The organism is Heliobacterium chlorum (assembly GCF_014502795.1).
GTDB lineage: Bacteria > Bacillota > Desulfitobacteriia > Heliobacteriales > Heliobacteriaceae > Heliobacterium > Heliobacterium chlorum.
In genome coordinates this window covers 162,601-188,988 of record NZ_JACVHF010000002.1, presented here as the reverse complement: position 1 = coordinate 188,988, position 26,388 = coordinate 162,601, and the positions used below count along the sequence as shown (strand labels likewise).

Here is a 26,388-nt window from a genome sequence, read left to right as displayed (position 1 = left end):
AGGCCTTTTGGTCCTATAGTCACATCTTACGGTAGGTGAAAGGTGAATTGGAGAGGCAACGCAACTCCACTCTAGCACAAGGCCGCAAAATTACGTTACGTAGCGACCACAGTGCCCTACCGCTGGCAAAAAGGACAAAAGTGGGTACTCCGTCCTCCCCGTTTTTCCCGTACCACCGCTGTCCCACAGCGCCGGCAAGGCTCCCCTTCTCGACCATAGGCCCAAAGTTTTTCCTGAAACTCGCCTTTCTTTCCTTCCCCGTCTACATAATCCCGAAAGGATGTCCCTTTCGCGTCAATTCCTTCTTGCAAGACGGCCTGAATACTCTCATAGAGCCGTCTGCCCTCCTCATCATCCAGGGAATTTGCGTTGCGATCGGGATGAAGACCAGACCGAGCCAGTGCCTCGTCGGCATAAATGTTGCCCAGCCCGGCAAGAAAACGTTGATCCAGCAATAGCGGTTTCAGTTTTGTTTTGCGGGCACCCAAGGCTTGGCAGAAGTGCTCATAGGAAATCTCCAGCGGCTCGGGGCCTAAAGCCGCTCTTCCCGGACTGCTTAGAGCGTTCGACCTATCCATGATGGCCAGTGTGCCAAACTGGCGCACATCGGTATAACGCAACAGGCTCTGATCGTCTAAGGCAAAGACGACATGCGTATGGGCCGGTTCTGGTGTATTGCTTTGACAATGGACCAACCGGCCCGTCATACGCAGGTGGATGACCAGCGTCTCTTCTTGGTCCAAGTGTATGAGGAGATATTTCCCGCGACGGCCGAGTTCAACAATAGGCCGACCTGTGAGCGCATCTGCAAAGGGCCGGCCGGCCGGTGAAGTGACCATCTTCGGGAGCCGAACATCCACTTTGACAATCGTCCGGTTGAGCACCCGGGAAGCCAAGGAACGGCGGACTGTTTCTACTTCCGGTAATTCGGGCAATGCTATTCCTCCAACGTATAGGGCTTCATATCGTACCAGTTGGCTCCCTTTTTCACGTCGACCGTGAGCGGAACACTGATCTCGATCGTCTTTTCCATGATTCTCTTAATCAGTGGGGCAACGACAGTCAGTTCTTCTTCGGGGACTTCAAAGATCAATTCGTCATGAACCTGCAGCAGCATGCGGGTTTTCAGTCCATGATCTTTGAGGGCCTTCGGGATCTTCACCATAGCTGCCTTGATGATGTCTGCCGCAGTCCCTTGGATGGGTGTGTTCATGGCCGTCCGTTCACCGAAGTTCTGCCGGATTTTGTTTTTGACAAAGAGATCGGGCAGGCGGCGGCGGCGTCCCAAGAGGGTCGTTACGAATCCCTGCTGACGGGCTTCCGCGATGATCCGGTCAATATATCCACGGACACCATGATAGCGCCGGAAATAACCTTCGATATATTCCTTCGCTTCTCCCCGGGTGACACCGAGATCCCGACTCAAACCAAAGTCACTGATACCATAGACGATGCCAAAGTTGACCGCTTTCGCTCGGCGGCGCATTTCGCGGGTCACATTTTCCATGGGCACGTCGAAGACTTCACTGGCTGTTCGGGTATGAATATCTTGGTTTTTGGCGAAGGCATCCTTAAAGGATGGGTCATCGGAGAGGTGGGCCAGGATACGAAGCTCGATTTGAGAGTAATCGGCAGCCAACAAGGTCCAACCGGGCTCGGGAGCGATAAAAGCTTTACGGATGAGGCGGCCTTGTTCCAGACGAACGGGTATGTTCTGCAGGTTCGGCTCTGTCGAGGAGAGTCGGCCTGTAGCGGTGACGGACTGGTTAAAGCTGGTGTGAATTCGTCCTTCCGGACCGTCGATGAGCGGCAGCAGCCCTTCCACATAGGTCGATTTCAGCTTCATAAGCTGGCGGAATTCGAGTACTTTAGGCACGATGGGATGACGGTCGGACAGTTCTTCCAGCACCTCGACGTCTGTCGAATAACCGGTTTTCGTCCGTTTTATCACGGGCAGCCCTAGTTTTTCAAAGAGGATTTTGCCGAACTGCTGGGTCGAATTAATGTTGAAAGTCTCACCGGCCAGTTCGTGAATCTCCGCCTGAAGCTTTTGAATATCGCTGTTCAGTTCCCCTGCCATGTCCTGAAGGACTTTGGGGTTGACTTTGATCCCGATCCACTCCATGGAGCCGAGGATGGGAGCCAGGGGGAGTTCCACGTCGCGGTAGAGTTTTCCGAGGCTCTCTTCCCCCAGTTTCGCTTCCATGGCAGGAGTGAGATGAAAGAGCCCGGCAACGGCCAAAGCCGCGTCTTCAGCCGGTAACACTTGCTTGCCCGCTTCGGGCGAGATCTTCCAATCGATCAGTTCGTGAGCCAACCGGGCCAGTGAGTAGTTGTTCGCCAGGGGATCCAACAGGTAGGCACCGATGAGGCCGTCACCGTCGATGCCCTGAATTTCCACGTCTTCCTGACGAGCCAGCAGCCAGAGGGATTTTATATCGTAAAAAAGCTTTCGATGCTTCTCAGAGGACCAAAAAGGCTCGGCCTCAGCAAAGATAGGTCCCGGATCGTCGATCACCCAAACACGGGGCGGTTCGGGGTGAGCATCCTGCCCAACGGCCAAAGCGATCTGCCTCAAAAGTCCCTTGCGGGGCGGGCCTTCCCAGGCAGCTAATATAGCCGTCCGGTAGCCCGGTTCCTGTCCGAGGCGCATCAGTTCTGCCAACATCTCATCCCGTTGACCTTCGTCTTCTACCTTCTGGTAGGCGACGTTCAATGGCGCATCGACTTGCACATCGATGCTTCCGTCGGTTTCGTTTATAGACCCCTTTTCTGAAAGAGTCTGTTTGCCTTTGCTTTTTCTTTCATCGCTTTTATCTCGTTCATTCCCTTCCTTCGCAAAGAGCACCGCTTCAGCAGACTCTTCGCCTTCAGGAAGAGGAAGGTTTTTCAGAAGTGAGCGAAATTCCAAGTCTGTGTAGAGCTTACGCAGCACCACAGGGTCCGCCTGCATCCTTTTGAGGGATTCCCAATCGATTGCGATGTCCATGTCACAGACGATGGTGGCCAGTTTTTTCGACAAAAAGGCTTGCTCTTTGTGGGTGACCAGCTTTTCCTTGAGCTTACCCTTCACTTCGTCTACCCGGTCATAGAGAGTCTCCATCGTCCCGAACTGCTCCAACAGTTTTAGCGCCGTCTTTTCACCGACACCGGGAACGCCGGGGATATTATCAGAGGTATCGCCCATAAGGCCTTTTAGGTCGATGATCTGCTTCGGCGAAAGGCCGACTTTCTCTTTTAAAGCCTCCTCATCATACCGTTCCACTTCACTGATGCCCTTGCGAGTCAGCAAGACTTCCACACCGGGCGATATCAACTGCCATGCATCGCGGTCACCGGTGACGATGAGGGTGTAAATCCCCTTTTCTTTGGCCAGGCAACTCAAGGTGCCGATGATATCGTCGGCTTCAAAACCTTCCTGCTCGTACACCCCAAAGTCATGGGCCGCCATCACTTCTTTGAGTAACCCGAATTGGGGCCGCAGATCATCAGGTGTAGCCCCCCGCTGTGCTTTGTATCCCTCAAAGGTTTGCGTGCGAAAGGTCATCCGGCTCTTATCGAGACAAACGGCCAAGTACTCAGGCTGGTATTCCCGGCGAAGCCGCTCGAACATCGTCAAGAAACCATAAACGGCGTTGGTAGGCACCCCCTGAGAGCTGGACATAGGCGGAAGCGCGTAAAAGGCTCGATGGAGCAAACTGCTGCCATCGATGACCATAAAGACAGAATTTTTCACGAAACATGGCTCCTTCAAAACCAATATGGCTAAATCAAGCGTTAACTGGTATTACTTCTGCAGAAAGTAAAAAAAACCTGCTGAGCTTTATTAAGCTTCAGCTGACCTTTATCCAGCTTCAGTGAAAAGGAATTTCTTGTCTTACGACCCTGGACAAGCAGAACTGTGCAACCTTCTTATGAGTGATTATACCCTTTCCTAGAAAGGTAAAACGGAAAAAGAGACCTAAGTCGCAATTTTAGACTTAGGTCTCTTTTTGTATGGATGTTTTTACCTCACCAAAGTACACGTTTATGGGCGGGAGGAACGTACCCTTCCGGGCAATCGATCTTCTCTATCTTACAGGCGCATACTTTAAGTTCCGGGATTTTGGCGATAGGGTCAGTGGCAGCATTGGTCAACTTATTGACCATCGCCTCGACAAAGTGGAAGGACGTGAAGACCATCCCTGCGACGATGCGATCGGTCATCCAAACGGCTATCTCGATGGCTCCCCGCCGGGTCGACAATCGTACCCAATCATGGTCCTTCAAACCGAGATCGTCCGCATCATCAGGGTGAATCTCCAGGTGTTCTTCCGGATAGACTTCTTCCAAGCCGGAACGGCGAGACATGGTCCCTGTATGGTAGTGGAAGAGGCGGCGACCTGTCGAGAGGATGAGTGGGTACTCGTCATCAGGCTGCTCCGCCGGGGGTAGATAGGGAACAGCGTGAAACTTGCCTTTTCCCCGCACAAAGCCGTTCATGTGCAGCCGCGGTGTACCGGGATGGTCCTTCGCCGGGCAGGGCCAGCAAAGGGGGCCTTCCTTATCGAGTCGATGGTGGCTGATACCGCCATAAGAAGGTGTCGTTTCCGCAATCTCGTCCATGATCGACGCCGGGTCCCTATAGGGAAAAGGGGATCCCATGGCGGCGGCGAGGTCTCCGATGATCTGCCAGTCGGGCCGGGAATCGCCGACCGGTTGAATCCCTTGGCGAACCCGCTGCACCCGCCGTTCTGTGTTTGTGAAGGTGCCTTCCTTCTCGGCAAAAGAGCAAGCCGGGAAAATCACATCGGCGTGGCGGGCAGTGTCGGTCAAAAAGAGATCCATGACAACGAGGAAGTCCAGCCGCTCCAACGCTTCGATGACGTGTTGGCTGTCGGGGTCCGAGACGACCGGGTTCTCCCCCATGATCAGCATCGATTTAAGCCGGCCCTCGTGCGCGCCTTGCAGCATTTCACCGACGGTGAGGCCAGGACGCTCCGATAAGCTATCGATCTTTACGTCCCATGTTCGGGCAAATTTTTCACGTACACCGGCGTCGGTGACCGGTTGATAGCCAGGGAGCACATTGGGCAGCGCCCCCATGTCACAGGCGCCTTGAACGTTGTTTTGCCCGCGCAAGGGGTTGACGCCGGTCCCTTCTCTTCCAATGTGCCCCGTCAGCAAGGCCAAATTAGCGATAGCCATGACGTTGTGGGTACCGGTGTGTTTTTGGGTTACCCCCATGGTGTAGTAGATAGAACCCCTTTGTGCCCTGGCATACCGGCGGGCCGTATCTCGAATCAAATCGGCGTCGATGCCACAGATGCTCTCAGCCCATTCGGGCGTCGTTTCTGTGACGGCTTCGCACAGGGTTTCAAAGCCTTCCGTATAAGTCTTGATGAAGTCTTCTTTGTAGAGCCCCTCGGTGATGATCACATGAGCCATCGCGTTCAGAAGAGCTAAGTCGCTGCCCGGTTTTAAGGGCAAGTGCTTATGGGCCAACGCCGCCAGCTCTGTCTTCCGGGGATCGATAACCACACAAGGGGTTCCTTGGCGGATCGCCCGCAACATAGAAAGAGCTAAGACCGGATGGGACTCGGTCGTATTGGAACCGATGACGAGCATAAAATCGGTCTTGGCGATGTCTTCGATCGGATTGGTCATGGCACCGGAACCAAAAGAGGCCGCTAAGCCAGCCACCGTCGAGCTGTGGCAGAGGCGGGCGCAGTGATCGATGTTGTTCGTGCCGAGAATAGTCCGGGCAAAGCGGTTCAAGAGATAGTTCTCTTCATTGGTGGCTTTCGCTGAAGCGAGAACACCAAAGGCGTCACCGCCATATTCGGCATGGATGTCCCCCAAACGGGAAGCGGCAAAAGCGATCGCTTCTTCCCAAGAGGCCTCGACAAATTGTCCGTCCTTCTTGATCAAGGGAGTGGTCAGGCGATCGCGGTGATGGATGAAATCCGTCCCAAATCGACCTTTGACACAGAGGGCACGCCCATTGACTGGCGCGTCGATCGATGAGGCGACGCCGATCACTTCTTCTCGCGTCTGGCCCTTAGAATCGGAGCGACGGGCGATTTCCAGGTCAAAATTGCACCCGGTACCACAATAGGGACAGGTCGTGCGGACTTTCCCGATATCCCAGGCCCGTCCTTTGCCTACCTTGTTCTTTTCGATGATGGCGCCGGTGGGACAGACTGAGACACAGGAACCGCAGTAGACGCAAGCCGTGTCTCTCAGTTCTCGATCCATCTCCGGGGCAACTCTCGTCGCAAAGCCCCGGTGGGCATAATCCAAGACGAACCTTCCCTGCACTTCCCCACAGGCGCGGACACACTTGCCGCAGAGGATGCACTTGTTCATATCCCGCAAAATAAAGGGATTGCTGTCGTCGACGGCGTAGTTCTGGCGCTCTCCATCGAGGGCCGAACCAGACTGGGGAAAGTCGGCGCCGTATTCGTAAGCGTAAGACTGCAAACGGCAGTTGCCAGTCCGTTCACAGCGCAGACAATCTTTCGGGTGGTTCGCCAAGAGGAGTTCGAGGATCTTCTTGCGGGTTTTTCGTACGGTCTCTGTCAGCGTCTGAACCACCATGCCGTTGCTGACAGTCGTCACACAGGACGGCGGCAGATTCCGCATCTTCCGTCCGTTGAGCTCAATTTCTACAACACAAAGTCGGCAGGAACCGGGATTAGACAATTCAGGATCGTGACACAATGTAGGAATGGGAATCCCCACCCTTTGTGCCGCTTCCAACACGGTCGTTCCTTCTGGCACAGTCACTTCCTGCCCGTCGATCGTCACCGTTACCGGTTGCTTTGGCTTTGGATCCATCTCTACCTGCCTTGCGATCACTGTCTTCACCGTTTCGTTCTTCGTCCTATTCTGCATCATCGCCATCTCTCCTTACCGGCGTGACACAGCGTTGAACTTACATTTGTCTTTGCAAGCTCCACACTTGATGCACCGGGTGCTATCGATCACATGGGCTTCTTTCGGTTTGCCGCTGATGCAGTTGACCGGGCAGACCCGGGCACAGAGGGTACAGCCGATACACCTGTCCGCTTCAATCTGATAGGTGAGCAGCGCCGAGCAAGCACCGGCAGGGCAGCGCTTCTCTTGGATATGGGCTTCATATTCATGGCGAAAGTAGCGGAGTGTGGTCAGCACGGGATTGGGAGCCGTTTGACCGAGCCCGCAAAGAGAGGAATCCTTTACGACCTGGGCCAGTTCTTCGAGGGCCTCAACGTCCCCTGGGCGGCCTTCCCCCTGGGTCATCCGGGTCAGAATCTCCAGCATCCGTTTCGTCCCCTCCCGGCAGGGGGTACACTTGCCGCAGGATTCCTTCTGGGTAAAGCTTAAGAAAAATCGAGCAATATCGACCATACAGGTTTCTTCATCCATAACGACGAGACCGCCGGAACCGACCATCGCACCAGCCGCCGTGAGCGAATCATAATCGACAGGCAGATCTAGCATCGATTCAGGCAGGCAGCCGCCGGAAGGGCCGCCGATTTGCACCGCTTTGAAGGGCTTATGATCTCGAATCCCTCCGCCGATATCAAAAATGATCTCCCGTAAGGGTAAACCCATCGGGACTTCTACCAGGCCCGTGTTGTTCACTTTTCCGGTCAGGGCAAAAACTTTTGAACCTTTCGACGTCCTTGTCCCCATCTGTGCGTACCAGTCAGCACCGTGACGGAGGATGTGTGGTACGTTCGCATAAGTCTCTACGTTGTTGATATTTGTCGGCTTGTCCCAGAGCCCCTTGACGGCGGGAAAGGGCGGTCTGACCCGGGGCATCCCGCGGTTGCCCTCGATCGAAGTCAGCAAGGCTGTCTCTTCGCCGCAGACGAAAGCGCCGGCACCGGCTTTGATGTGCAGATTAAAGTTGAACCCTGTTCCCAAGATGTTTGTCCCTAGAAGTCCGTATTTTTCGGCCTGACCGATGGCGATTTGCAGGCGTTCAATCGCCAGAGGATATTCAGCCCGTACATAGATGTAACCCTCATCAGCACCGATGGCGTGAGCAGCGATGAGCATCCCCTCGATGACGGCGTGAGGGTCACCTTCGAGGACCGAGCGGTCCATGAAGGCACCGGGGTCGCCTTCATCGGCATTGCAGATGATATATTTCTTTTCACCAGGCGCATTCGCGGTGAATTCCCACTTCATACCGGTCAGAAACCCGGCCCCACCGCGACCTCGCAGCCCCGAACGCTTTAGTTCTTCGATGACAGCGCCCCGCTCCATCGATAAAGCCTTGCGCAAACCCTGGTACCCTTGTAAGGCCACGTATTCGCCGATATCTTCGGGATTGATGTGTCCGCAGTTTTGCAAGACAATCCGTTTTTGCCGGGCGTAGAAGCGGATTTCCGGATAAGCGAACACGGCCTCACCGCTTCCCGGTTCCCGGTATAACAATCGGTCAACCCTCTCCTCCCGGAGAAGGTGCTGTTCCACGATTTCATCGACATCTTCCGTCTGCACACGGCAGTAGAAGGTTTTACCGGGCTCGACGATCAAGATCGGCCCCTGTTCACAGAAGCCATGACAGCCGGTCAAAATGATATCGACATCTCGTCGCAGTCCCCGTGCCGTCAACTCCTTTTCTAAGTGCTCTTTGAGCGGGCGGCTTCCCGACGCAATGCACCCGGTCCCTGCGCAGATGAGCAGACGTTTTTTTCCCTCCGCTGGTTGTTGGATAGTTCGAATCCAATCTTGTCTGGCCTCTTTACAAAGTTCACTATCGTGACAGAGGGGTCCCTCAAGCCTACAGGAGATGTAATCACTGCAAGGAGTCAGTGGGCTATGGGTACATTGACGGCAGCAGGCTTCCATCAGGTTTTGCACCGTAGGGTACCTCCTCACTCGTATTTCGATAAAATCTCAGTCAATTTTTCCGGCGTCAATCGTCCATGAGTATCGTGATTGATCATGATCACTGGCGCCAATCCGCAAGCGCCGATACAAGCGACCGACTCTAAGGTAAAGCGCAGATCCGCCGTCGTCTCTCCGTCTTCGACGGCCAGTTTCTTTTGTAGGGCTTCAAAGATTTTAGCACCTCCGCGGACATGACAAGCCGTACCTAAGCAGACCCGGATGATGTTGCGGCCCCGTGGTTTTAGGTGGAACTGGGAGTAGAAGGTAACGACGCCGTAGACTTTCGCCAAGGGAATCTGCAGTTCTCGGGCGACCTTTTGCAGCACTTCTGCCGGCAAATAACCGTATATCTCCTGGGCTTCCTGCAAGACGGGAATGAGCGCCCCCGGTACGGTGCGGTATTTGTTCAGCAACTCAACCAGTCGCCTGTCTTTTTCAGATAGAGCCGGTTCGGCGTTGCAAGAGCAGTTACACATGAAGGCTTTGTCCCTCCCTGCAGTTGATGATCCGAGATTCTGTAATGATCAAGTCCATGGGGATATCGTGTTCATCAGAGATGAACTCGTCCATGAGCTGCAACTCAAAGGCGAAGGCGATCTTCGGTGTATCCGGCGGCAAGGACGGCAAAAATCGATCGTAAAAGCCGGCGCCGTATCCCAACCGGTTCCCCCTCAGGTCGAAAGCAACACCAGGGATCACGATCAGGTCAATCTCTTGAGCGGGCACAGCTTGTACTTGGCGGGGTTCCAAAATGCCCCAAGTGCCAGGCTGCAGGTCGTCGGGATAATTGAAGATCGCCGCAGGAATCAGCCGTCGTTCCTCTTTTTGCGTCACTGGGACGGCGATCCCTTTGGCGTTTAGCAGGGCTTGTTGAATCAAGCTTTTTGTCTCTACTTCCTGCCGAAAGTCGACATAAGTCATGATCATCTTAGCTCGATTGTAAGCGGTATGAGACAACAGGTTCTTGACGATGGTAGAACTCTTTTCGGCGACTTCCTGATGGGTCTGTCTGCTGCGAAGAGCGAGTACGCTTTGTCGTATTTTTTGTTTCCATGCTTGTTTTTCAGCTTGGTTCAAAATCCAACATCCTTTGTTTCAAAGGGTCTCTAAATATAGATTCGTGATAAATGTCGGTTTTCCCCTGTCGAAACAATATTACAACTCATCTGAAAAGTTAGTCAATTCCACAAAAAAAACAAAGGCTCGGCATGAAGCCGGCCTTTCAATACATATGAACAAGTAACGGAGGCGGATATCAGCGAAAGGCAATGCCGCGAACGGTAGTTGCCTGAGGTCGTAAGCCATTCGTATTGAGGTTTTGCGTAAAGCGCATTAAGTCGAAGTATACAGTCAAATCGACATTTTGGACCTGTACATGGGATGGTCCTTTTAAGATGATTGGTGAGAAATTCAGAATCGCTTCTACACCAAGGTCGGTCAATTGCTGAGCCACGCTTTGCACGGCATCAACCGGTACGGCGAGGATAGCCATCCGTACGCCATGTTCCTTGATCAAAATCTCTGCTTCTTCCCACGAAACAACAGGTCTTTCAATCACTTGGGTGCCTATTTTCTCCGGATCCGTATCTACCATAGCGACGACATCAAATCCTCGCTGTTGGAAACCCGGATAAGCGGCTAAAGAAGAGCCCAAGTGGCCGGCGCCGACGATGATTACGGGCCAGTTGCGGTCTTGCCCCAAAAGTTTGCGAATGTTGTCCCGCAGTTCCCGTACGTTATATCCAACGCCGCGAACGCCAAACTCACCGAACATGGACAAATCCTTACGGACGACTCCCGAATTGATTCCTACGGCGTCACCCAGCTCGACCGAAGAAATGATCGGGACCCCACGATCTTCCATCTGTTCAAGAATTCGCGAATAGAGGGACAAACGCATGATTGTCGGCTCAGGCACCTTGAAAAACTTCACGTCCTCATCCTCTTTTGTACTCTTTGATGTCAATTATGTGCGTTGGGCAACCAGGGATATCTTTTGTCCGATATCCTATGAATGTTTGTCTATCTGTAATTTAACTATACATGCGATAGTTTCCACTTGCAATACCTTTTTTGCAACTTTTGCATAAACTTTGACACATTTTTTTCGACTCTCTCTTTTGACATTTGAGGCTCCTTGATCATAATATAGATATGAGTTCTGATCTGTTCGAAAGGAGACCTTGGTTATGTCCCGCCTAGCTGATTCTCGTCAACCCGATGACAATTCTCTCCTGTACACCTTTGGCCGGATCAACCGCTTTGTCCAACCGGCCCTGCTCTTGCTGCTCTCGGAGAAGCCTTCGTACGGGTATGAATTGATGGAGCGAATCAGCGACCTACGTTTGCTTGACGGACCGACAGACGCCGCCCTTATTTATCGAACCTTACGCAAGATGGAAGATGAACATCTTGTGCAATCGAACTGGCAGACCGGTGAAAGCGGTCCGGCCAAACGCTGCTATGAACTGACGAGCAAGGGTGTTGAGTCTTTACATAAGTGGGTCGCTGAAATGGAGCGGCATCGAGGCGCTTTAGAGGATTTCCTCTCCCGTTATCGTTCACATTTTAATTTGCCCTCCGAAAGGGAAAACATGTTGGATATCGGTTAAACAACCATCTTTTATGACATAAACATGATTGCATAACAGGGGCAAGTCTCATCGCACGCTGGGCTTGCCTTTTACACAAAAAAGAGGTACTTCGAAAACCCACAGGGTTTTTGAAGCACCTCTTTTTCGCTGGATTTAGACGATATAAAGCTTTCTTTATTAACGTCTAACGATCGTCTAACGTCAAGGACTCGCCCGGTTCGAGGATTTGGCAAAGGCAATCAGTATTTTCCGTGACCGCCTTTTGGAAGCTCCTGGCATCCTGGGCGATCACCGGGAAGGTATTATAATGCATCGGAACGACCTGCTTCGGGTGCAGCAGTTTTGTGGCGAACAAGGCGTCGTCCGGTCCCATGACAAAGTTGTCACCGATAGGCAACAAGGCCAGATCCAGTCGAGCGCCCTTTAGAAAACACATACTGATCAGTTCCATGTCACGAGTTAAACCGGTATCACCGGCATGGTAAAGGGTCTTTCCGCCCATATGGATCAAAAAGCCGCAGGGATTGCCCAGTTCGATAGGACGACCGTCTTCTACCGTACCGGAACCGTGTAAGGCCACGGTCAGGCGAACCCGGCCGAAAGGGAAATCTCGTTTGCCGCCGATGTGCATTCCATGGGCCTTGGCGCCTTTACTCTGGCAATAGACAGCCAACTCGTTCGGGGCGATGATGGTCGCGCCGCACCGCTTGGCTATCGTGAGCGCATCACCAAAATGATCTCCGTGAGCATGGGTGACGAGAATATAATCGGCGGAGACTTGATCCGCCTTGACAGGTGAAAGAGGATTTCCCGTAAAAAAGGGATCGATCAATACTTTGTATTGGCCATCATCAAGCAGGAAGATGGAGTGACTAAAAAAGGTTACCTTAAGCATTCCTTTTCTCCTCTCCGTTGAAAGGTATAATAAAGCACCTTTTGGATCTTTCGCCCAATCCGGTCAAAAATCCTTCCTCCTGACCTGGCGTCCGATGATACAGCGCTGGCTTTCAGATGGAGTCTTCTCCAACAGCTCCTTTGGCCTCAAGAGCAGCGTTCAAACCAGTCTGATCGCCAGAGACAACTAGTTCGGGTAATTTTCGGTTACCTCTTATCCATTATGATCCACAAAAGGTGAATTATACAGGAAGCCAGCTTTATTTTGTTTGTAAAGACAGAACATATGTCGAAAATGTCTGTTATCCTCGAAAATCGTCATGAAAAAGCCATCCACATCTTTTTCCACAAACTTTTTTCAGTCATAGCAACAGCTCGATAGACTTATCCCCATTATCCACAATCAGGTTTTCCAGAGTTATTCCAAAAGCTTTCCACACGAAAATTCCCTGATAACTCACTTACCAACAGACTTATCCCCATTATCCACAGAGAAAATCATCCACAGTGGGGATAAATCGAAGATCTGTTTGCCCCTTGACAACAGAAAAACCGGGACCATGATCCCGGCTTTTTCTGGAAAATACGACAGAAGTCCCGATTTATCAGGATTTTTTCCGAACGATGTTCTAATGGGTTAACCTTAAGAGATGGAACGGGGTAGAACAAAACAACGAACTACTTTAAGCCGTACTTACCGGATAACCAGTTCCGTTCATGCTCTACTTCTTCATCGGTGAGCACTGCAGGACCGCCGGCTAAAAAAGACAACAGGTAGACCATAGCGCATTCTTCCAGCAGTTCCGCTAAGGTAAAAGCTTGATCTAATCGTTTTGCTACGGCGACAGAGCCATGATTGGCCAACAGCGCCACCGGGCCATCGCCTAAGGCCTCGATGACATGGTTGGCTAATTCGGGCGTCCCGATGGCTGCATGGCAAGCCGTCTTCACTCCGCCGCCGAAGAAGGTGACCATGTTGTCCAGTGCAGGAGGAAAGTCTTTGCGTGTCGTAGCCACCGCCGTGGCGTATCTCGAATGGCAATGAATCACCGCGTTCACGTCAGGGCGGTGCAAGTAGATCGCCCGGTGCATTCCCTGCTCGATTGAAGGTTTTCGATGGCCTAATACCACCTCACCGGAGGCAATATCCAAGACCACCAAATCGTCGAGAACCAACTTGTCATAGGACATGCCGCTGGGGGTAATCAGGATCTTGTCCCCTTCCGGCAACCGGTGACTGATATTTCCTCCCGATCCTGTCACCAGACCTTTGGTAATGAGCAACCGGCCGTAATGAAGAATCTCTTCAGCGATGTCTTGCATGTTTCTTCTCCTTTCAGGTCCCCAGAGGCCAATCGGCCACCGCATTTAAATCGACAGCGGCTGTCTCTCCCCGCATCAACCGGTGATATCCGGCGCAGGCGATCATGGCTGCATTATCGGTGCAGAGGATCAGCGGCGGAACAACAAGACGACGGCCGTCGGCAGCCAGGGCTTCCCGTAGACGTTCCCGCAGGTACCCGTTTGCGGCCACGCCGCCGGCAAGCAGCACCGTCTCCGCATTAGACTCTCGAGCTGCTCGACAGGTCTTTTGAATGAGCACATCGACAACGGCCTCCTGAAAAGAGGCGGCCAAGCCAGCCTTGTGGATCTCTTCGCCGCGCTGCTTCGCCCGGTTCAGCAGGTTAAGGACGGCCGATTTCAAGCCGCTGAAGCTGAAGTCATAGCTGCCTTCGAGCCACGCCCGAGGTAGATCATAAGCCTCGATAGAGCCTTCCCTCGCCAGTTTCTCGATCAAGGGACCACCGGGGTACCCAAGCCCAAGCGCCCGGGCAACCTTGTCAAAAGCTTCGCCAGCAGCGTCGTCGCGGGTAGAACCGATGATCTCCAAACGTCCATGCTCCAAAAGACGTACAAGATGAGTATGTCCGCCCGATACGACGAGGCAGAGCAAGGGAAAAGAAAGTTCCCTCTCCGTCAATAAGTTGGCGTAAATATGCCCTTCAATATGGTGAACACCGACTAAAGGCAGTTTTCGGGCCATGGCGGCCCCTTTCGCATAGGCAACTCCGACGAGGAGCGCCCCCACAAGGCCCGGCCCGCTCGTCACGGCGATGGCCGTCAGATCATCCCAGCCGATTCCTGCCTCTTCGAGGGCACTATCGACCACCCCGGTGATATTCTCCATATGTTTCCGCGAGGCGATCTCGGGAACGACGCCGCCAAAACGCTGGTGGGTGGTGATCTGCGAAGAAATCACATTGGACAGGATTTCCTTCCCGTCTTTCAACACGGCTGCCGATGTCTCATCACAGCTCGTTTCCAGTCCTAATATAAAGCGACCGGCCTCACGGGCCGGTCCACGCAGTGAAAATAACGTCAATGTAAACACCTCTACCAGACCCGGACGTTTTCTACATCGACCCCGCCAAAGAGCCATTTTGTTTTTATCAGCCGGGCAGGTTTATTTGGATCGATCAACTTCAAAATCCGAGGGTAATGAATCGTTACCTCGTCCACATTCGCAGTCAAAAAGTATTCAGGTTCTTCCGGTAAGCCCCCTCGGACCGAGGGGACATATGTGTCCAAAGGTGTTCATCCGCCGGAACATAAGCGCTGCAGTTCCACAGTCACTTCGTTGTTCCACTCAGCCAGCTTCGGCTTGGCTTGTACATCAACAGCCCATTCCATCCAGTCTTCCCCCTTTTTCATAAACCGGTATCTACATTTATTATACCCCGTACCGGTATGTTGACAACCCAAAGGGGTTTATTTTTTCTGTCCGACGGTCATGTAATAACCCTCACTGATGTCCGTGGTCAATATATCGCTGAAATTCCTCTGAGCCAGCAATGCCTCGACCTCCACCGGTGCCACTCGATGGTCCTGGGGAGGCCCTATTTCTGTAAAACCGGGCTTCCAGTCTACGACGCCCAACCGTCCACCTGCACGAAGAATACGATAGGCTTCCTCCACATAGCCGCTTCGGTTTTTCAACTCATGAAATACAGCGACCATGATCACAGCGTCTACGGAATTAGCCGGAAGGGGAAGAGAATCTTCTGGATTCAGTATCCACGCGATATTCCGAAGACCTGCGTCCTGGCTTCGCCGGCGTCCCTCGATGATCATCTGTTCTTGCAGGTCGAGGGCGAATAGGTGACCTTCCCGTCCGACCCTCTCGGCAGCAGGGATGGTTACATAGCCAACACCACATCCGAGATCGGCAAGATAACTTCCCTTCTCGACCTGTAACAGATCGAGCATCTTGTCGACAGGGAGCAGTTCCTGTCTTCGCGGATTGTCTAATTTGGCAAACTGGCGGCTGTCAAAAAGATGGGTCAAGCGGAACACCTTCTCTCAGTGATGGATTTTCGATTGTCTTTTGACAAGACGATTTCTCACCTAAGGGTTGGCTTCAGTGGCGTCCTTTACGTTAGCTGCCCTTCCCGAAAGGCGAGCACATACCGGCGAAAGCCGGGATCTTTTTGCAGCAGCGCCTCTGCGGCCCGCAGCGACGCCATTAAGTTTTTGTTTTCCGGGTCGAGGATGGCTCCGTCTAGGCCGGCGCTGATGGCCAGCGTGAGAAAGGTACGGTTCAGCAGAGCACGGGCAGGTAAACTGTAAGAAATGTTCGAGACACCACAGATGATGTGCATGGCGGGAAATTCGCCGCGCAGACGACGGATGACTTCCAGACTGAAGTTTCCCCAGTGCTCTCCCTGCCCGACGGGACGAATCAAGGGATCGAGGTAAACATCGTCCACATCCACACCATCTTGTGTCAACCGCTCCATCAACCGGTTGGCTACAGCGATTTCCTGATCAACCGTCTCAGGGACACCTTGATCGTCTAGGCAAAGAGCGATTACTTTACAGCGGTATTGTTTCACTAAAGGGATCAACGTCCGGTACCGTGTTTCTTCCGCCGAAATAGCATTGATAAAAGCCCGTCCCCGGTGTACTTTCAACGCCGCTTCTAGAGCGACCGGGTTAGGGCTGTCTAAACATACCGGTTCGTTAACGACCGTCTGGACCGTTTCTACGAGCCAACTGAGCCCCTCCGGTTCTCGGTGGCGCATGGTCGTACAATTCAGATCTAAAACATCAGCACCAGAGAGTTTCTGACGTAGGGCAAGATCCTGTATGAGGGCCACGTTCCGAGAAATAATGGCGCCTTCAATGCCGGGTCGCCCAGTATTAATCTTCTCCCCCACAATCAGCATATTATCCATCCCTTCTATTCACCGGCGGGGCCTGATCCCTTTTCGCCATGAGAAGGATCGAAAAACCCTGCCGCCAAGCAGGGTTACGCTAGTTTTCTCAATTGCTTCCCTCGAGTAACTGGGCACACAAATCGAGCACATCACTGACCGAAAGAATGCCCACCACTTTTTCCCCTTCCAAAACAGGCAAAACGCTGACCTTATACCGGCGCATCAGTCGCACCGCATCGGCTAAAGGGGTCTGCACTTCACAATAGACAGGATTTTTCGTCATCACCCATTCGACAGGGGTCAGTGGAATAATACCGGCCGAACGCATCGCTTTGTCAATATCATGAAAGGCTATGATCCCGACTAGTCGATCATGATGGTCGACTACGGGCAGTCGTCGTACCGTATTCTGAGTCATGACTTGTAAGGCATCACGAATCGGTGTTGTCAGCCCTGTCGTAATCGCTGGGGAAACCATTTTTTCACCGACGTTCATAGGTACCCTACCTGCCTTTCTGAAAATACTGGAAAGGTCGTACCTATGTCTTCGTCATGAAGACATCAAAATCCTGCTTTGCCCTGCTGTTCCTCTTCGGCTTTACGCAAATCCCGCCACATGATGATCGCATCCTCACCCGTGTCGGTGTAGTAACCGCGACGTCGGCCCACGTCTTGAAAACCTATCTTGCGGTATAGCGCAATCGCACTCTCATTGGACGGGCGAACCTCCAAGGTGATCCGCTCACCGCCTTTGAGGATAGACTCCAAAAAGATAAAGTTCAACAGAGCTTCGCCGAGTCCCTTTCCTCGCCAGTCCCGGTGAATCGCGATGGTGGTAATATGGACTTCATCCAAGATGGCCCATGTGCCCGCATAGCCGATCACCCGGCCCTGATCCGATTCCGATGAACTTTCTGGGTAAAAGAGGCAAACCCAGTAGTGCGAGAGGCTGCTTTCAGTTAACTCAAGGACAAAAGAGCTGCGGCTCCATGGAGTCGGAAAGGATTGGCATTCTATTTCCATGACCGCATCAAGGTCGTCTATCGTCATGGGCCGAAAAGAAACCTTGCCGCCTTTAATTTTCATCGTTCACACCCCTGGCAAGCAGCCCTGTTTTTTGGCCCAATTCACTTCTGCTTCCGATTGACGCAAATAAAAGGGGGCTAACTGGTGCAGATCGTCTCTGTGGCCTTGGCGAAGCCGTTCCCAGCCGAGGCGAGCCACCTGGCTTCCTCGCGGATAGCCCGTTTCGGCAGTCGCGAACAGCGCTTTCTCCTTCAGTCCCTCTGTAAACAGTTCCCGGTACACAGGCACTGCGTCTCCGACGAAAAGGACCGTCTGTCTCTCCTTCGCTCTGCCCGCATAAGTTACTTCGGCTTCGGCCAGATAGGAGCGAAGTTGTTCCATGAGTTTTTCAGGGTGAATAGCCTGGTAATCGGTCACCTTTTCCATTTCTTCAGTGCCGCTGCGGTAAAGACACGTATACACTTCCGACTTGCGGGCGTCCAAGATGGGACAAACAATCCCTTCATAAGGCCAGGCGTTGCGAGCTAACCCATCTAACGTAGGCACGCCGACGATCGGCAGCCCGAGCGGGTGAGCCATCCCTTTAATCGTTGCCATGCCGATGCGCAAGCCTGTAAAGGATCCCGGACCCGTCGCGATGGCCAGTCCATGCATATCTTGCAGCGTAAGCCCTGCCAGGGAAAAGAGTTGCTCTATTGCCGGCATTAAGCGCTTCGAGTGAGGTCGATCATTATGTAGAAATATCTCGGCCACAACCTGGCTGTCATCAACGATAGCCAAGCCGGTTACCCGAGTGGAGCAATCCAGTCCAAAGACGTACACGCCGTTTCCAACTCCTTTACCAATGCCAGCGCTTTTTCGCCGCGACCCATCAGTTCCACACGACGGCCTTCGTCAGCACTAGCCGAATCGTCTCGTGTTAACCGGATCGTCAAGGCCTCTTCAGGCAACAGATGGTCTAACCGTTCAGGCCACTCCACACAGAGTACGCCCTCTCCCCGAAGATAATCGGACCAACCGATATCCCAGACCTCTTCGGGATCGTCGAGGCGATAAAGATCGAAATGATAGAGGGAAAGGCTCCCTTCATATTCATGCACCAAGGTAAAGGTCGGACTCGTCACCCGCCCTTCATAACCTAAGCTGCGAGCCATCCCCCGAACCAAGGTCGTCTTCCCGGCGCCCAAATCCCCATACAACAATAGAATATCGCCAGACCTCACCCGCTGGGCCAACCAACCTCCCAGGGCTTCTGTGGCCCTCTCGTCAGGTAAAAATCCTTGCCAAGATGATTCGTACAAGCGTCAGAGCTCCTTAATCTAAAACTATGGATTATTGCACTATTCAGCCACGTCTATATTATTTCCACTCCGCATGATACACAGCCATCACCTTTTGTATATCCTCCCAGACGGGCCGTTTTTTCGACGGATCCCGCAGCAGTGCCGCCGGATGGAACGTAGGCATGATCAACCGGCCTTCTTTACGGACCCATTTTCCCCGGTCCCGAGTGATCCGGGCTTTCGGATCGACCAATACCTGTGTAGCTAAGGCCCCTAAGCAGATAATGATCTCTGGATTGATCAGTTCAATCTGCCGTTCTAAGTGGGGTAAGCAGGCTTTTACCTCGTTCGGTAAGGGAAGGCGATTAGACGGCGGCCGACATTTGACGACATTGCATATGTATACCTCATTCCGCGGGAAGCGGCCGGCATCTAAAATCTTGTTTAATAATTGCCCGGCGGCACCGACGAATGGACTGCCTAAGCGGTCTTCATCAGCTCCAGGCCCTTCACCAACAAGCATGAGGCGCGCCTCAGGGTTCCCTTCTCCGAATACGACCTGATTACAACCTTCCCGCAGCGGACAAGCGCGGCATTCCTTGGTAAGGGACTCATAATCAGCTAGTTCCCTTTGACGACTCACAAGTACCCCTCCTATTTCCATCCTACACGAAAACATTTAAAATAGCAAAACCCTGCAAAAAAAGAAAAGGCCGCCCCGCAAGGGCAACCTTTATATCCAAAAGACCTGTCACGAATTACATACCCGTAGATTTTCTTCCCTCTTAGTCGACTTCTCCCATCGGCTTTCTTCGATGACAGTTTCCCACAATGTATCGATCCGCTTTCGTAATTCATAGACGTCGAAGGGTTTGGTCATGTAATCAATAGCACCTTGTTCTAAGGCCCGCTGAATCAATGCTTCATCGGAGTAAGCTGTCATTAAAACGACTTTGATGTCGTGATTGATTTTCAACATCCGCTCCATAGCCTGAAACCCGTCCAACCCGGGCATGCGTACATCCATCAATACAAGAGGGGGGTTCAATTCTTCCACTTTTCGCAATGCATCCAGCCCGTTGCCCACAGTGATCACTTCATAGCCAGCATCCTGAAGGATGATTCGTAAAAGTGAACGGACACCAGTCTGGTCATCGACTACCAATATCTTTCTATCTGACTTCATCCCTGCAAACCCCCTCGACTTAACTCGACAATTTCCGACATACTTTTTACATCTCATCTTATATTTACCAATTCTAGTTTTTTGTTAGAATTCCTGCCATGTTTCGAAAAAGTATGAGGAAATTTGGGGATTAATGGGTAGAAGCACTATTTTCCAACAATCTCCATGCCTTTGACCCAAACCCGTTCGACATGGCTGCGGGTATCAAAGGGATGACCATCCCATAGGACCACATCGGCCTGCTTGCCCTGTTCCAGGCTCCCCAATCGATCGTCGATTCCCAGGATTTGAGCCGGATTGATGGTGATTGCCTTAAGGGCTGCTTCCTCCTCCATGCCAAAGCGGACGGCGAGACCGCCGCAAAGGGGGAGGTACTGGATCGGGATGACAGGGTGATCGGTCATCAAGGCGACCAGAACGCCGGCCCGATGTAAAGCGCCGGCAGTAGCCGGGCTGATTTCCTTCATTTCCACCTTGGCCCGGTTTACCAAGGAGGGGCCGACGACGGCGGGAACAGCCGCTTGGGCCACCTCCTTGGCGATGAGATGGCCTTCCGTACAATGCTCAAGAACCATTCGAAGACCGAATTCTTTGCCGATACGAATCGCTGTCAATAAATCATCAGCCCGGTGGGCATGGATCCGCAAGGGAATCTCTCCATCCAGCAGGGGTCGAAGCGCCTCCCAGCGCAAATCGGGCTCTGGCGCTTTAGCAGGGTCGGCTGCGGCATAATCCTGCTTTTCCCGGTATGCTTTTGCCCGCACCAGCGCTTCCCGCAAGAGCGCCGCCGAAGCCATCCGCGTGATCGGCGCTTTTTTCTGCTTGCCATAGACCCGTTTGGGGTTTTCCCCAAGGGCACCTTTCATGGCCCCACGATTTTGCAGAACCCGATCTGCCAGGGGACCGCCCGTTTTCATCACCACCGCCTGCCCACCGATGACGTTTGCACTCCCCGGTAAGATGCAGACTGTCGTGACGCCTCCTGACAAGGCGTCCTGAAAAGCGGGATCGGAGGGATTGACGCCGTCTAAGGCTTGCAGATGTGGCGTGATGGGATCAGATATTTCGTTCAGATCGTCCCCCTCGACAGGGGCGATTTCCTCCACGATGCCCACATGGCAATGGGCATCGATGAAACCCGGTAAAAGCAGTTTACCTGTTCCATCGATGATTTGGGCATTTTCGTCTGCTAAAAAAGGAGGCAGGACCCCTATGTCGGGTCCCACCCACGTAATGATACCTTCCTCATCAAAGGCCACAAGGCCGGGATCGTAGCTTTCCCCAGCCATCGTCAGCACCTGAGCGCCGCGAATGATCGTGGTCATAAAAATCTCTATCCTTCCAAGGTAAAGGCCGTCCGGACCTCGCCGACGACTTGCTTTACGTTGTTTTTGATCACAAAGTTGTCATGGGCCGCTAAAGCTGCCCGCTGTTCTTGAGTTAAAACACCGAGTTGGCTCAAAGACTCGACGACAATCGGGCCCAGCATCTTCATATTACCGTCGTCAATCTTGGCAGCCAAACCAATTCCTTTTTCCGGTACCGCCAGCGCGTAGACACCGTCGGCACCGATCTTTGCGACGACAGCACCTTCGGTGACCTTCATCAGGTCCGTATCGAGCCGGCCCGTCCCCGAAATCAGGAAGGGATGCTTGACCATCGCTTGGGTCATGCGCCGGCAAGCGATGCGGCGCGCTTCCGACCCGTGGTTGGCCAGGCCCAATCGAGCAAAGGCAAGGGCGATGTTTTCTAAAGGCATACCGTAGACGGGGATACTGCATCCGTCGATCCCGATCACCACGTCTTCCGCTTTTAGGCCGGCCATATCGGCGACGGCCGCTAAGATATCGACCTCAGCCGGATGGGAGGGATCGGTGTAGTTAGCCAGTTCAAAGCCTTTGAATTTTGCGTAGGCCAAAACGCCTGTATGTTTACCAGAACAGTTACAATGCAACACCGTCGGCTTTTGACCGGCCGCCCGGAGGGCATCGGCGGTTTTCCGATCAAAGGGAGTATGGGTCCCACAGGACAGGGCGGCCTCGGTTAAGCCGACCTTCTCCAAAGCCTCAGCGACAACTCGGCGGTGTTCGTCTTCTCCGGCATGGGAACTGGCGAAAATCGCTAGGTGTTCATCGCTCAATTGGAAGTGTTCGGCACCACCTTGTTCTACCAGGGGCAGTACCATCAGGGGTTTTGAGGATGAACGCATAAAGGTCATCGCCGGTTCCCCGACGGAGGCAATCCGGCGCCCCTCTCCATCAACAACGACGATCGCACCACGGTGACGGTTTTCCACCATTGGGCCCCGGGTGACTTCAACGAGAACTGCAGACATGATGACTCGCTCCTTATCGAATGCTTGAATGAAAGGACCCATTTGAGATACGGGACAGAAAAGGGGATATAGGGCAGTCAGTTGAAAGACCGGATGATATAGAGAGACAGGTTTACGGGGTTAGACAAATCGATGATCTTCTCATGGTCCAGAGGAATTTGGTGTTCATTAAAAACAATACGGACAATAGGTCGTGAGGGCAAGCGGCGGTTAGCCTGGATGACCACGCCGCAGTCGTTGTTACTTAATTGAATGACTGAACCGATCCGAAATAGAGTGATGCTGTTTAACAAGGCTTTGACGACCCGTTCCGGGAACAAGACGCCGGAAGCTCCCATGAGGTACTCGACCGTTTCGACGGGATTAAAACCGCGGCGGTACTGCCGAGATGAAGTCATCGCCTCGTAGACATCGGCGACACTGACGATCTGGCTGAACAAATGGACACTATCACCGGTTAATCTCTTTGGATAACCCGATCCGTCCATACGCTCTTGATGCTGCAGAGCGATCAAGGCAACTTCCTCAGGGATGTCTTTATCCCGGTGGAGTATCTCGTAGCCTAGCCGAGGATGCTCTTCGATCTTCTGACGGCTTTCCCGATCAAGTGGACGATCAGACCAAAGAACTTCCGGAGGAATCCGCTTCTTACCCAAGTCATGATAGAGTCCGCCCAGTGCGATGTTTCGTATGCTTCCCTCGGACAGACCCATGTTGATTCCGACGAGCACCGATAAAACGGCCACATTGACAGAATGGCGGAATGTATAGGCGTCCACCGATTTGATATCCAACAAGTACAGGATCCGGTTTCGCCCTCGCACAAGCTCGCGGAACATACCTGTGATGGCCTCGATATCGGCAACATGACCACCCTTTTGAGAGTAATTGATCACCGCCTGTTTGACCATCTGCGATAAGTCTTCCCGCAACAAGTGGTAAAAGTCTCGATCCTCGACGGCTTCTGTTGCTTCTGCTTCTCGCGGCAAAATCGGACTCTCGAAGGCCTCTTCATCAGAGATATCTTTGCTCCGATCTAGACTGAAGGATCCCAACTTTTTTCGAGCCAATTTAGGGGTGACTTCGATATATTCAATGCCTAGATTCTTTAAGTAAGGAATATGCCGCTCATTTAAACTCGTTCCCCGAGGAAGCAGCAAGGCCCCACTTTTGGTATAGATATGCTGGTCCAAAATCAACCCCTTGTGTATCGCCTCAACATGAATCCGGTTCACGGTAACCAACCTCCACGGGTTCTCCCTGTACCCATTGTTCCCCTCTACATGCTTCGGCAAAAAGCTGGAACAATCCTCTCGCTTCCGGTTCGTAAAGATATAAATCTTCCGGATGCCATTGGACGCCGACGATAAAAGTGTTCCCCGTTCCTTCGATCGCTTCGACGATCCCGTCTGGAGCGACTGCCGTAGAGCGCAGGTTGTTTCCCAAGCGGTCAACAGCCTGGTGGTGAAAGCTGTTGACCCGGCCAAATCCGGAGGAAAAGACTTCTCGCAGCCGGGATCCTTCGGCCACTTCTACGGCGTGGGAGGTGTGCCAGCGTGGCGCTTTCTGCCCGTGGCGCAGGGCCAGAGGACGCTGTTTCGGGATGTCCTGAATCAGCGTTCCGCCCATGGCTACATTGAGCACCTGCATTCCCCGGCAAATCGCCAAGATAGGGATTGCTTTCTGCAAGGCATAGGCGATCAGGGAAAACTCCAATTCATCCCGCTCCGGATCGATTTCTCCCAGAGCAGCATGAGGCTGTTGCCGGTAGCGAACCGGATCGACATCTCCGCCGCCGGATAACACCAACCCCCTGATATGGTCGCAGTAACTGGCTACATCGTGGACCGCCTCAAGAGGCGCTGGCCAGACGACGAACCCTGCGTCAGTCAAGGCCCTGCAGTACTCATGGCGAAGTGAAATCCGCCCTCGTTCAAAAGAGGGCGTGATCAGCACGGGTAGTTTGGACATAGTTCTCCCTCCCCTGAATTTCTTTCTTCTCCAGGACAAAGAAAAAGCCCGGGGGTATTTCCCGGGCTTTTTTCTCAGATATCGATGAGGCCAAGACTGATTTCCAGCGCCTGCGCGACTTTATTCATCATTTCTTCGTCGAGAACGCCGATTTTCTCTCGTAACCGTGTTTTATCGATGGTGCGGATCTGTTCAAGTAAAACAACAGAATCCCGATCCAGTCCGCTCCGGCGTGCCGGGACTTCAACATGGGTCGGGAGTTTGGCCTTGCTAATCTGCGACGTAATGGCGGCGACAATGGTCGTCGGGGAGTACTGGTTACCGATATCATTTTGGATGATCAGTACCGGACGGGTTCCTCCCTGTTCGGAGCCAACTACCGGGTTCAGTTCGGCGTAGTAGACTTCTCCTCTGCGAATAACCATGACGACTACCTAGCCAACCTGGCCTCGTATAGTCGTTCCACATCGACTTCGGCCACAAAGCCCTCCAACGCCAATTCAAGGTTAATCCGCGCCATCTCGATGTACCCGCGACGCATTTGGTCCCGCAACACCTTCCGCTTGTGCTCGTTCATGTAGAGATTGACTGCTTCTCGGATGAGCTGACTACGGTTCATATTTTCCGCCATCAATACCCGGTCCAATTCGTTCAGCAATGTTTCCGGCAAGGTAACTTGGATGCGTTTTAACTCGGGCACACGGTGCACCTCCCAGGGGATTATCCGCCTTTGTACTCCATTATATAAATTGTACCCCAATCGACGCAAGAGTAACATGGCAAGCCAACCGTTCCAAATTATGGGACATAGCATCGAGGGATGCGCGGCGATATGCCGCAGAGAATCTCGTAGGAAATCGTCCCCAGTTTTTGGGACCAATCTTCCACGGAAGCTTGCCGCCATTCGCTTCCTTCCATCCAGCGGCCAAAAAGGACCACTTCATCGCTTTCGCTTAAGGGCGACTCTCCGATATCGACCATGATATGATCCATACAGACCCGTCCCACTTGCGGGAATGTCCCACCTCGTCCGTACAGTTGAATACGGCCCGAGAGTACCCGCGGGATTCCGTCGGCATAGCCCAGAGGAACCGTGGCGATGCGGGTGGGCCGAGGACAGCGATATGTACAGCCGTAACTGACCGGCATCCCTGCCGGCACTTTTTTCACCTGCACAATGCGAGCTTTAAGAGTCATCACCGGCAGCAAGGGTACCTGTTCACGGTTCACCTCATCGGACGGGTAATAGCCGTACAGGGAGATACCGGCGCGAACCGCCTCTAAGTGTGATTCAGGCAGATCGATGATGCCTGCTGAGTTTGCCATGTGACGCAGGGGAATCTCCAATCCTGCCTTCCGAAGCTGTTCCACCGTCTCCAGAAACTGCTCTAACTGACTGTGAGCGAAGCTCTTGTCCTTCTCGTCGGCCGTGGCAAAATGGCTGAAGATCCCTTCGATTTCAATCCCCGGGAGCCGGGCCACGGCGAGCATGTTTCGAATCGCTTCCTCTCCATAGAAGCCGACTCGTCCCATGCCCGTCTCCACTTTCAGATGGACCCTCGCTTTTTTCCCCAGCCGCCGGGCTGCCTGAGATAAGGCCTCTGCCACAGGCAGGCTGTATACCGTTTGGCTGAGATCGTATTGAACCACCTGCTCACAGGCGGCGGGCGGCGTATACCCTAAGATGAGGATCGGTACGTCGATGCCCCCTTGGCGCAGGTGAATCCCTTCATCGAGGATGGCTACGACAAAACCGTCGACCCCTTCTTGTACAGCCGCCCGAGCGAGCGGCAAGGCACCGTGCCCGTAGGCGTCCGCTTTGATGACCGCAAAAAACTTGGCTTCTCGGCGAGTCACCTGCCTCAGGGCACGCAGGTTATGGACAAAAGCCTTTAGATTTATTTCTGCCCAGGCCGGCCGTCCGTCAAGGGGATAATTCTTGGAATACGTGGGGGTCTGCGATTCAAAAAATGGTTGCAACTCCGAATATGACGGCAACTCGACTTCCAATGTA

The 26,388-nt window shown here is 53.0% G+C and carries 27 protein-coding genes; 1 reads left to right on the top strand and 26 read right to left on the bottom strand.

What is annotated here, in order from left to right:
• Nucleotides 1–116 precede the first annotated feature (116 nt).
• The 7 genes from mutM to H1S01_RS03965 all read right to left on the bottom strand — a co-directional run bounded on the left by mutM (nt 117) and on the right by H1S01_RS03965 (nt 10,834).
• Nucleotides 117–935, bottom strand: coding sequence for a DNA-formamidopyrimidine glycosylase (gene mutM / locus H1S01_RS03995; protein ID WP_188038819.1), 819 nt, complete (start codon nt 933–935; stop codon nt 117–119).
• A gap of 2 nt (nt 936–937) precedes the next feature.
• Nucleotides 938–3,736 (bottom strand): DNA polymerase I, encoded by a 2,799-nt coding sequence (gene polA, locus H1S01_RS03990; RefSeq protein WP_188038818.1) that lies wholly within the window; start codon nt 3,734–3,736, stop codon nt 938–940.
• 275 nt (nt 3,737–4,011) lie between these two features.
• A complete protein-coding gene (fdhF, locus tag H1S01_RS03985) occupies nt 4,012–6,819 on the bottom strand; it encodes a formate dehydrogenase subunit alpha (RefSeq protein WP_188038940.1) in 2,808 nt (935 codons plus the stop codon).
• Between the two features lie 72 nt (nt 6,820–6,891).
• A complete protein-coding gene (gene nuoF, locus H1S01_RS03980) occupies nt 6,892–8,838 on the bottom strand; it encodes an NADH-quinone oxidoreductase subunit NuoF (RefSeq protein ID WP_341479025.1) in 1,947 nt (648 codons plus the stop codon).
• Nucleotides 8,839–8,852: 14 nt separating this feature from the next.
• Complete coding sequence (gene nuoE, locus H1S01_RS03975) at nt 8,853–9,344, bottom strand: NADH-quinone oxidoreductase subunit NuoE (RefSeq protein WP_188038817.1); 492 nt, start codon at nt 9,342–9,344, stop codon at nt 8,853–8,855.
• Nucleotides 9,337–9,945, bottom strand: coding sequence for a 5-formyltetrahydrofolate cyclo-ligase (locus H1S01_RS03970; protein WP_188038816.1), 609 nt, complete (start codon nt 9,943–9,945; stop codon nt 9,337–9,339). The genes nuoE and H1S01_RS03970 overlap by 8 nt, the downstream gene beginning before the upstream one ends.
• Before the next feature lie 178 nt (nt 9,946–10,123).
• Complete coding sequence (locus tag H1S01_RS03965) at nt 10,124–10,834, bottom strand: redox-sensing transcriptional repressor Rex (RefSeq protein WP_188038815.1); 711 nt, start codon at nt 10,832–10,834, stop codon at nt 10,124–10,126.
• A 223-nt stretch (nt 10,835–11,057) separates the two neighbouring features.
• Between H1S01_RS03965 and H1S01_RS03960 the strand changes: the two genes are divergently transcribed.
• Complete coding sequence (locus H1S01_RS03960) at nt 11,058–11,480, top strand: PadR family transcriptional regulator (protein WP_188038814.1); 423 nt, start codon at nt 11,058–11,060, stop codon at nt 11,478–11,480.
• 166 nt (nt 11,481–11,646) lie between these two features.
• Here H1S01_RS03960 and H1S01_RS03955 read toward each other — a convergent pair whose 3' ends face one another.
• The 19 genes from H1S01_RS03955 to alr form a co-directional block, all read right to left on the bottom strand.
• Entirely contained in the window at nt 11,647–12,357 is a 711-nt protein-coding gene (locus H1S01_RS03955) for a metal-dependent hydrolase (RefSeq protein ID WP_188038813.1), read from the bottom strand.
• Nucleotides 12,358–13,034: 677 nt separating this feature from the next.
• Nucleotides 13,035–13,679: a class II aldolase/adducin family protein gene (locus tag H1S01_RS03950; protein WP_188038812.1), complete on the bottom strand. Its 645-nt coding sequence runs from the start codon at nt 13,677–13,679 to the stop codon at nt 13,035–13,037.
• 13 nt (nt 13,680–13,692) lie between these two features.
• Nucleotides 13,693–14,739 (bottom strand): tRNA (adenosine(37)-N6)-threonylcarbamoyltransferase complex transferase subunit TsaD, encoded by a 1,047-nt coding sequence (gene tsaD, locus H1S01_RS03945; RefSeq protein WP_243236946.1) that lies wholly within the window; start codon nt 14,737–14,739, stop codon nt 13,693–13,695.
• 11 nt (nt 14,740–14,750) lie between these two features.
• Nucleotides 14,751–14,945 carry a hypothetical protein gene (locus tag H1S01_RS03940; RefSeq protein ID WP_188038810.1) on the bottom strand — a complete coding sequence of 65 codons (195 nt, stop codon included), beginning with the start codon at nt 14,943–14,945 and terminating at the stop codon, nt 14,751–14,753.
• A gap of 180 nt (nt 14,946–15,125) precedes the next feature.
• Nucleotides 15,126–15,701: a class I SAM-dependent methyltransferase gene (locus tag H1S01_RS03935; RefSeq protein WP_188038809.1), complete on the bottom strand. Its 576-nt coding sequence runs from the start codon at nt 15,699–15,701 to the stop codon at nt 15,126–15,128.
• 86 nt (nt 15,702–15,787) lie between these two features.
• Complete coding sequence (locus H1S01_RS03930; protein ID WP_243236945.1) at nt 15,788–16,591, bottom strand: methyltetrahydrofolate cobalamin methyltransferase; 804 nt, start codon at nt 16,589–16,591, stop codon at nt 15,788–15,790.
• Between the two features lie 88 nt (nt 16,592–16,679).
• Nucleotides 16,680–17,069, bottom strand: coding sequence for a CBS domain-containing protein (locus tag H1S01_RS03925; protein WP_188038808.1), 390 nt, complete (start codon nt 17,067–17,069; stop codon nt 16,680–16,682).
• A gap of 65 nt (nt 17,070–17,134) precedes the next feature.
• A complete protein-coding gene (gene rimI, locus H1S01_RS03920; protein WP_188038807.1) occupies nt 17,135–17,659 on the bottom strand; it encodes a ribosomal protein S18-alanine N-acetyltransferase in 525 nt (174 codons plus the stop codon).
• Between the two features lie 3 nt (nt 17,660–17,662).
• The gene (gene tsaB / locus H1S01_RS03915; RefSeq protein ID WP_188038806.1) at nt 17,663–18,421 is read right to left on the bottom strand and encodes a tRNA (adenosine(37)-N6)-threonylcarbamoyltransferase complex dimerization subunit type 1 TsaB; all 759 of its coding nucleotides are present in this window, start codon (nt 18,419–18,421) and stop codon (nt 17,663–17,665) included.
• On the bottom strand, nt 18,385–18,900 hold the full coding sequence (gene tsaE / locus H1S01_RS03910; protein ID WP_188038805.1) for a tRNA (adenosine(37)-N6)-threonylcarbamoyltransferase complex ATPase subunit type 1 TsaE: 516 nt from the start codon (nt 18,898–18,900) through the stop codon (nt 18,385–18,387). The genes tsaB and tsaE overlap by 37 nt, the downstream gene beginning before the upstream one ends.
• Nucleotides 18,901–18,958: 58 nt before the next feature.
• Nucleotides 18,959–19,525, bottom strand: a complete 567-nt coding sequence (locus H1S01_RS03905; protein ID WP_341479024.1) for a uracil-DNA glycosylase — start codon at nt 19,523–19,525, stop codon at nt 18,959–18,961.
• Between the two features lie 108 nt (nt 19,526–19,633).
• Nucleotides 19,634–20,068, bottom strand: a complete 435-nt coding sequence (locus tag H1S01_RS03900) for a response regulator (protein ID WP_188038803.1) — start codon at nt 20,066–20,068, stop codon at nt 19,634–19,636.
• Between the two features lie 146 nt (nt 20,069–20,214).
• Entirely contained in the window at nt 20,215–21,393 is a 1,179-nt protein-coding gene (locus H1S01_RS03895) for an amidohydrolase (protein ID WP_188038802.1), read from the bottom strand.
• A gap of 8 nt (nt 21,394–21,401) precedes the next feature.
• A complete protein-coding gene (locus H1S01_RS03890) occupies nt 21,402–22,403 on the bottom strand; it encodes an asparaginase (protein WP_188038801.1) in 1,002 nt (333 codons plus the stop codon).
• Between the two features lie 77 nt (nt 22,404–22,480).
• On the bottom strand, nt 22,481–23,638 hold the full coding sequence (locus H1S01_RS21330; protein WP_188038800.1) for an HD domain-containing phosphohydrolase: 1,158 nt from the start codon (nt 23,636–23,638) through the stop codon (nt 22,481–22,483).
• The gene (locus tag H1S01_RS03880; protein WP_188038799.1) at nt 23,619–24,374 is read right to left on the bottom strand and encodes a gamma-glutamyl-gamma-aminobutyrate hydrolase family protein; all 756 of its coding nucleotides are present in this window, start codon (nt 24,372–24,374) and stop codon (nt 23,619–23,621) included. The genes H1S01_RS21330 and H1S01_RS03880 overlap by 20 nt, the downstream gene beginning before the upstream one ends.
• A 74-nt stretch (nt 24,375–24,448) precedes the next feature.
• The gene (locus tag H1S01_RS03875) at nt 24,449–24,799 is read right to left on the bottom strand and encodes a type II toxin-antitoxin system PemK/MazF family toxin (RefSeq protein WP_155476035.1); all 351 of its coding nucleotides are present in this window, start codon (nt 24,797–24,799) and stop codon (nt 24,449–24,451) included.
• 5 nt (nt 24,800–24,804) lie between these two features.
• The gene (locus tag H1S01_RS03870; protein WP_188038798.1) at nt 24,805–25,074 is read right to left on the bottom strand and encodes a ribbon-helix-helix protein, CopG family; all 270 of its coding nucleotides are present in this window, start codon (nt 25,072–25,074) and stop codon (nt 24,805–24,807) included.
• Between the two features lie 98 nt (nt 25,075–25,172).
• Entirely contained in the window at nt 25,173–26,384 is a 1,212-nt protein-coding gene (gene alr / locus H1S01_RS03865) for an alanine racemase (RefSeq protein WP_243236944.1), read from the bottom strand.
• Nucleotides 26,385–26,388 lie beyond the last annotated feature (4 nt).